Origin of the sequence: Jiangella rhizosphaerae (assembly GCF_003579925.1) — a bacterium.
GTDB classification, from domain to species: domain Bacteria; phylum Actinomycetota; class Actinomycetes; order Jiangellales; family Jiangellaceae; genus Jiangella; species Jiangella rhizosphaerae.
Map to the genome: position 1 here is coordinate 1 of NZ_QUAL01000332.1, position 5,411 is coordinate 5,411.

At 75.2% G+C, this 5,411-nt stretch carries 6 protein-coding genes; 3 read left to right on the forward strand and 3 right to left on the reverse strand.

The window, feature by feature from the left end; genetic code table 11:
* The coding region (locus DY240_RS24265) for an MFS transporter (protein WP_119662293.1) at positions 1-1,342 on the forward strand (1,342 nt) is incomplete at its 5' end.
* A 20-nt stretch (positions 1,343-1,362) separates the two neighbouring features.
* Here the strand turns inward: DY240_RS24265 and DY240_RS34215 are convergent.
* Positions 1,363-1,746, reverse strand: a complete 384-nt coding sequence (locus DY240_RS34215) for a cold-shock protein (RefSeq protein ID WP_119662294.1) — start codon at positions 1,744-1,746, stop codon at positions 1,363-1,365.
* Positions 1,747-1,895: 149 nt separating this feature from the next.
* Here DY240_RS34215 and DY240_RS24275 point away from each other — a divergent pair, with 149 nt between their 5' ends.
* Entirely contained in the window at positions 1,896-2,675 is a 780-nt protein-coding gene (locus DY240_RS24275) for a HipA family kinase (RefSeq protein ID WP_199702310.1), read from the forward strand.
* The gene (locus DY240_RS24280) at positions 2,675-3,046 is read left to right on the forward strand and encodes a DUF3037 domain-containing protein (RefSeq protein WP_119662298.1); all 372 of its coding nucleotides are present in this window, start codon (positions 2,675-2,677) and stop codon (positions 3,044-3,046) included. Before DY240_RS24275 ends, DY240_RS24280 begins: the two co-directional genes overlap by 1 nt.
* 18 nt (positions 3,047-3,064) lie before the next feature.
* On the opposite strand, the gene DY240_RS24285 is transcribed toward DY240_RS24280, so the two are convergent.
* Positions 3,065-3,679 carry an HAD family hydrolase gene (locus DY240_RS24285; RefSeq protein WP_158602981.1) on the reverse strand — a complete coding sequence of 205 codons (615 nt, stop codon included), beginning with the start codon at positions 3,677-3,679 and terminating at the stop codon, positions 3,065-3,067.
* Between the two features lie 66 nt (positions 3,680-3,745).
* Positions 3,746-5,411 (reverse strand): CHAT domain-containing protein (locus tag DY240_RS24290; protein WP_119662296.1); only part of this gene is annotated, 1,666 nt, incomplete at its 5' end.

A 5,411-nucleotide genomic window follows, 5' to 3' on the forward strand; every position in this document is an offset into this window, starting at 1 on the left:
CGCGACCGGCCGGGCCGCCCGGTCGGCCGCCGCCGGCACGTCGCGCGCGGCACGGTTCAGCGCCAACCGGCTGCACCGCGCCGCCGAGGCGAAGGGCGCCGGGCAGACCGGCCTGTCGCGGCTGATCGAGCTCAACGCCGCCAGCGCCTTCGCCGACGCGCTGGTGACGGTGGCGCTGGCCGGCACGCTGTTCTTCTCCGTCTCCACGACGGAGGCGCGCGGCAACGTCGCGCTGTACCTGCTGCTCACGATGGCGCCGTTCGCGGTGGTCGCACCGGTGCTGGGCCCGTTCCTCGACCGCTTCAGCCACGGCCGCCGGTGGGCCATCGGGTTCACCGCGGCCGGCCGCGGCTTCCTCGCGTGGGTGGCCGCCGACGCCGTCATCGACGGCGGGGTGTGGCTCTACCCGGCGGCGCTGGGTGTCCTGGTGGGGCAGAAGGCGTACGCCGTCGCCCGGGCCGCCGCGGTGCCCCGGCTGCTGCCGGAGGGCTGGACGCTGGTGGCCGCGAACTCCAGGCTGCAGCTGGCGGCGACGTTCGGGACGCTGCTCGGCGCGCCGGTCGGCATCGGGCTGGCGCAGATCGGCGACGACTGGCCGCTGCGGGCGGCGTTCTTCGCCTACGTCGGCACGACGGTGCTGGCCATCCTGCTGCCGAAGCGGGTCGACCTGTCCGTCGGCGAGGAGCCGGCGTCGCTCACCGAGGGCGACGGCGACACCGCACACGTCCCCGGCAAGCCGCGCAAGTTCCGGGTCGGCGCGACGGTGGTCCGCGCGCTGCGCGCCAACGCGGCGCTGCGCTGGCTGTCCGGGTTCATGACGATGTTCATGGCGTTCGTGCTGCGCGAAGAGCCGGTCGCCGGGCTCGACGACCTCATCCTGCTGGGCATCGTCGCGGCCGCCGCCTGGCTGGGCAGCACCGCCGGCTCGTCCGTCGGCGCCCTCGTCCAAGCGCGCAGCCCTGACCGCACCGTCATGGTGCTGGTCGGGTTCGGTGCGGCGAGCACGCTGGTGACGGCCGTCTTCTGGAACCTGCTGACGGTCATCCTGGTCGGGCTCGCGGCCGGGTTCGCCCAGCAGCTGGGCCGGCTGTCGCTGGACGCGATCGTGCAGCGTGACGTGCCGGAGAAGAACCGGTCGAACGCGTTCGCCCGCTCCGAGACGCTGCTGCAGCTGGGCTGGGTCGTCGGCGGCGGCGTGGGCATCGTGCTGCCGCTGATCCCGTGGCTGGGCATGACGGTGGCGACCATCGTCATGGCCGGCGGCCTGGTGTTCGCGCTGCGGGTCCGCCCGCCCGCGCGCACGCCGTCGCCGGTCCCGCCGCCGGAGCGACCCGAGGAGTGAGCCCCGAAGGGCTCACCCGGTCAGAGCTCGAGGTCGTCGGCCACGGCGCGCAGCACGGTGGCGACCTTGCGCGCCGTGCGCTGGTCGGGGTGCCGGCCCCGGCGGTAGGTGTTCGACAGGCCGTCGAGCAGCTTGATGAGGTCCTCGACGATGGTCACCATGTCGTCGGGCTTCTTGCGGGTGGCCGCCGACACCGACGGCAGGGGGTCGAGGACGCGCACCGAGAGCGCCTGCTCGCCCCGGCGGCCCTCGGCCACTCCGAACTCCACTCGCTGTCCCGGCTTGAGGGCGGTCACGCCCGCGGGCAGCGCGGACGAGTGCACGAACACGTCGCCGCCTTCGTCCTTCGAGAGGAAACCGAAGCCCTTCTCGGTGTCGAAAAACTTGACCTTGCCCGTTGGCACGGCTGACCTCTTCGTGTCGGGGGGACCGGACAGTCCTCCCGCAGGGTGCGGGAGACGCCTCCAGCCTAAGGCCGACGACGCCCTGTGGGCCTCTCCGGGGGCGATCAATCCGATGACGTACCGTCATCGCCCATGGCGAGGTTTGCGCGGTGACGGTGCACACGGGGCTGCCGACGGTGCGCGCGGTCCGCTACGTCGAGCCGTTGCGCGAGGGCGGTTCGCTGCCCGGGCTGGTCGAGGGCGACGACCTGGGCACGTACGTCGTCAAGTTCCGCGGCGCCGGGCAGGGCCCGAAGACGCTGGTGGCCGAGATCGTGGTCGGTGAACTGGCCCGGCGGCTGGGCATCCGGGTGCCCGACCTCGTGCTCGTCGATCTCGACGAGGCGATCGCCCGGCGCGAGCCCGACCCGGAGATCCAGGCCCTGCTGCTGGCCAGCGTCGGCGTGAACCTCGGCATGGACTTCCTGCCGCGGTCGCTCGGCTACGACGGCCACGGGCGGCCGGCGGAGGCCGACGAGGCGGCGAAGGTGCTGTGGCTGGACGCCCTGACCGTCAACGTCGACCGCAGTTGGCGCAACCCGAATCTGCTGACGTGGCACGGGCAGCTGTGGGCGATCGACCACGGCGCCGCGCTGCTGTTCCAGCACACCTGGCCCGGTGTCGAGGCGTTCGCCGCGCGGCCCTACCGCATCGACGACCACGTGCTGGCGTTCGCCGCCGACCGGCTGCCGTCGGCCGACGCCGAGCTGGCGCCGCGGGTGACGCCGTCCGTACTGGCGGAGATCCTAGCGCTGGTCCCGGACGACTGGCTGCCCGAGGTGCCGGGGCTCGACGGCGCCGGGCCCGACGCCGTCCGCGCCGTCTACGCCGACCACCTGGCCGCCCGTGCCGAGGCATCGTCGGCCTGGCTGCCCGGCGGTGCCGCGTGATCGCCTTCGAGTACGCCGTCCTGCGCGTGGTGCCGCGCGTCGAGCGGGCCGAGTTCGTCAACGCCGGCGTCATCGTCTACAGCCAGAAGGCGGACTACCTCGCCGCCGCGACCCACGTCGACGCCGGCCGGCTGCGCGCGCTGGACCCGGACGCCGACGTCGACGCCATCGCCGCGGCGGTCGAGGCCTACGCGCGCGCCTGCACCGACGCGGAGGCGGCCGGGCCGGTCGGCGCGACGGCGATCGGCGAGCGGTTCCGCTGGCTGACGGCGCCGCGCAGCACCATCGTGCAGCCGGGGCCGGTGCACGCCGGGCTCACCGACGACCCCGCGGCCGAGCTGGACCGGCTGTTGCGTCGCCTCGTGCTCTGACCTCGGCGGCTCGAACGCTCAGGTGGGGTTGCCCACGAAGTCGTCGAGCCAGTAGGGGAAGTCGAGCAGGTCGGAGAAGACGACGTCGGCGCCGGCCTCGCGCAGTGCGACGGCGTCGTGGGTGCCTGTGGTGACCCCGATGGCGTAGACGCCGGCCGACCGCGCGCCGATCATGTCGCCGGGATGGTCGCCCACATAGACGTCGGCGCCGCGCTCGTGCAGGGCCGCGCCCTTGGTCTCGGCGTACCGCTCGCCGACGACGTCGTCGACCGGCAGGCCGACGTGCGTGAGCACCGCCCGCACGGCCGACTCGATCTTGGCGCTGACCACCAGGACGGTGCCGTGGTGTGCATGGATGGCGTCGACGGCCTCGACGGCGCCGGGCAGCGGCTTGGTGCCGGGGATGCCCATGGTGAGGTAGAGGTCGCGGTAGATGCGCCGGGCCTCGGCGACGCGGTCCTCGGGCACGAACGAGCGGATCGTCGTGTCGAGCGGCAGGCCGATCATCGGCAGCAGCTGCTCGGGCTCGATGGTGACGCCCACCTGCCGGAAGGCCTCGGTCATCGAGACCATGATGCCGTCCGCGGAGTCGACGAGGGTGAGATCGAGGTCGAATCCGATGGTAAGGGGCACGGTGATCACCATACGCGGCATTCGCGCCTGACCGTGTGACGTGGATCACGCCGTCTCGGGCTGCTCTCAGGCGCCGCCGAGGGCCAGGAACGACCACGCGGTCGCGCGGTCCCGCGCTCCGGCCGCCGCCCGGCGAGCCGCGAGCAGCGCGGCGCCGAGGTCGTCGCCGTCGCGCAGCCGCTCGTGCACGACCAGGCTGAGGTCGACGCTCGCGGCGTCGCTGACCGGGACGACGGTGGCCAGCAGCCCGGCGGTGCCCAGCGCCGACAGCGATGTCGTCAGCCCGAGCAGCTCGTCGGCGCCGGTCGGGGACCCGACGCCGGACTCGCACGCCGTCAGCAGCAGGCGGTACGGCGGCGACTGCAGCCGCTCGATGTCGAACACCGTCAGCGGGCCGTCGGCCAGTTCCAGCGACGAGAACATCGGGTTGTCGCCGCGATACCGGCCGTGCGCGCCGACGTGCGCCAGCCACGACCCGTCCAACGCCTCCAGCGCGGCGTCGGCGGTGGCGTCGTCGCCGGTCAGCACGGTCGCGTCGGCGTAGACGCCGGCCAGCACGCCGACCTCCGCGCCGGAGGACGCGAGGTCGGCGCCGGCGATCAGCGCGACCCGCCGGTCGGCCGGCGGCGTGCTGGTGCGGGCGCGCAGCCAGGCGGTCGCCGACGGCGCCACCGTCACGTCCCGGTCGCGCAGCGCCGGCAGCGCTCCCCACGGGACCGACTGCATCGTCGACGGCGGCACCAGCACGACCGGCCCGTCCCCCAGCTCCCGGACCGCCGGGCCGAGCATCGTCTCCTGCAGCCGGGCCAGGCCGGGCTCCGCGGCCGCGAGCAGCACCCCGGCGACGGCGTCGGCGGCGACCGCCGCACCCCGCAGCGCGAACTTGGCGTACTCGACCTCGTCGAGCGCGGCGCCGGAGTCGCCGGCGACGACGTGCTTCAGCCGCCCCTTCCGTGCGACGACGGCGTGGAACCGCCCGCCCCGCAGGCCGACGATGCTCACCAGCGTGCGGTCGCCGAGTGCGTCGAGCAGCTCGCCGACGTCGAGGCGGCGGCGGGTCGTCGTCGCGGCGGCGGGCGCGCCCGTGGCGGCCGCTCCGGTCCGCGCGTCGCGGCCGTGGACGTGCCGGCGGATGCGCTCCTCGATGCGCCGCCGCTCTGCCTCGTCGGCGTGGCTGCCGATGAGGCTGCCGACGGCGCGCAGCCGGCCGAGCTCGGCGGCCAGCTCGGGGTCCTGACGAGCCTCCGGCCACGGCAACGCGTGCAGGGTGCCGCGCCAGCGCTCGGTCCAGCGCAGCAGCTCGCGCGCCGACCCGTCGACGGCGACCCGGCGGGTGGCCAGCGCGGCGAGGTCGCTGCCGTGCACCGTCGCACGGGCCCGCAGCTCCGTCGCGCCGAGCGACAGCGCGTGCGTGTCCAGGACGTCGAGCCCGCGGCCGCAGGCGCGCAGCATCGCCCGGCGGTCGCCGGCGGCCCCGGCCAGCAACGCCTGCGCGTACCAGCCGGTGGCCCGGCGCAGTGCCGACCCGCGACCGCGACGCCCGGCCGCCGCCGTCCGCAGCGCCTCCTCGGCCAGCTCGGGCAGGCCTGTCTCCAGCGCCAGCCGGCCGGCCAGCACGAGCGCGTCGAGGCGTTCGGACGCGTACCGGTCGGTCAGCTCCGCCGCCAGCTCGGCCGCCGCCCGGGCATGCCGCTTCGTGACGGCGCCGGCGGCGGCCTGCGCGCGCAGCAGC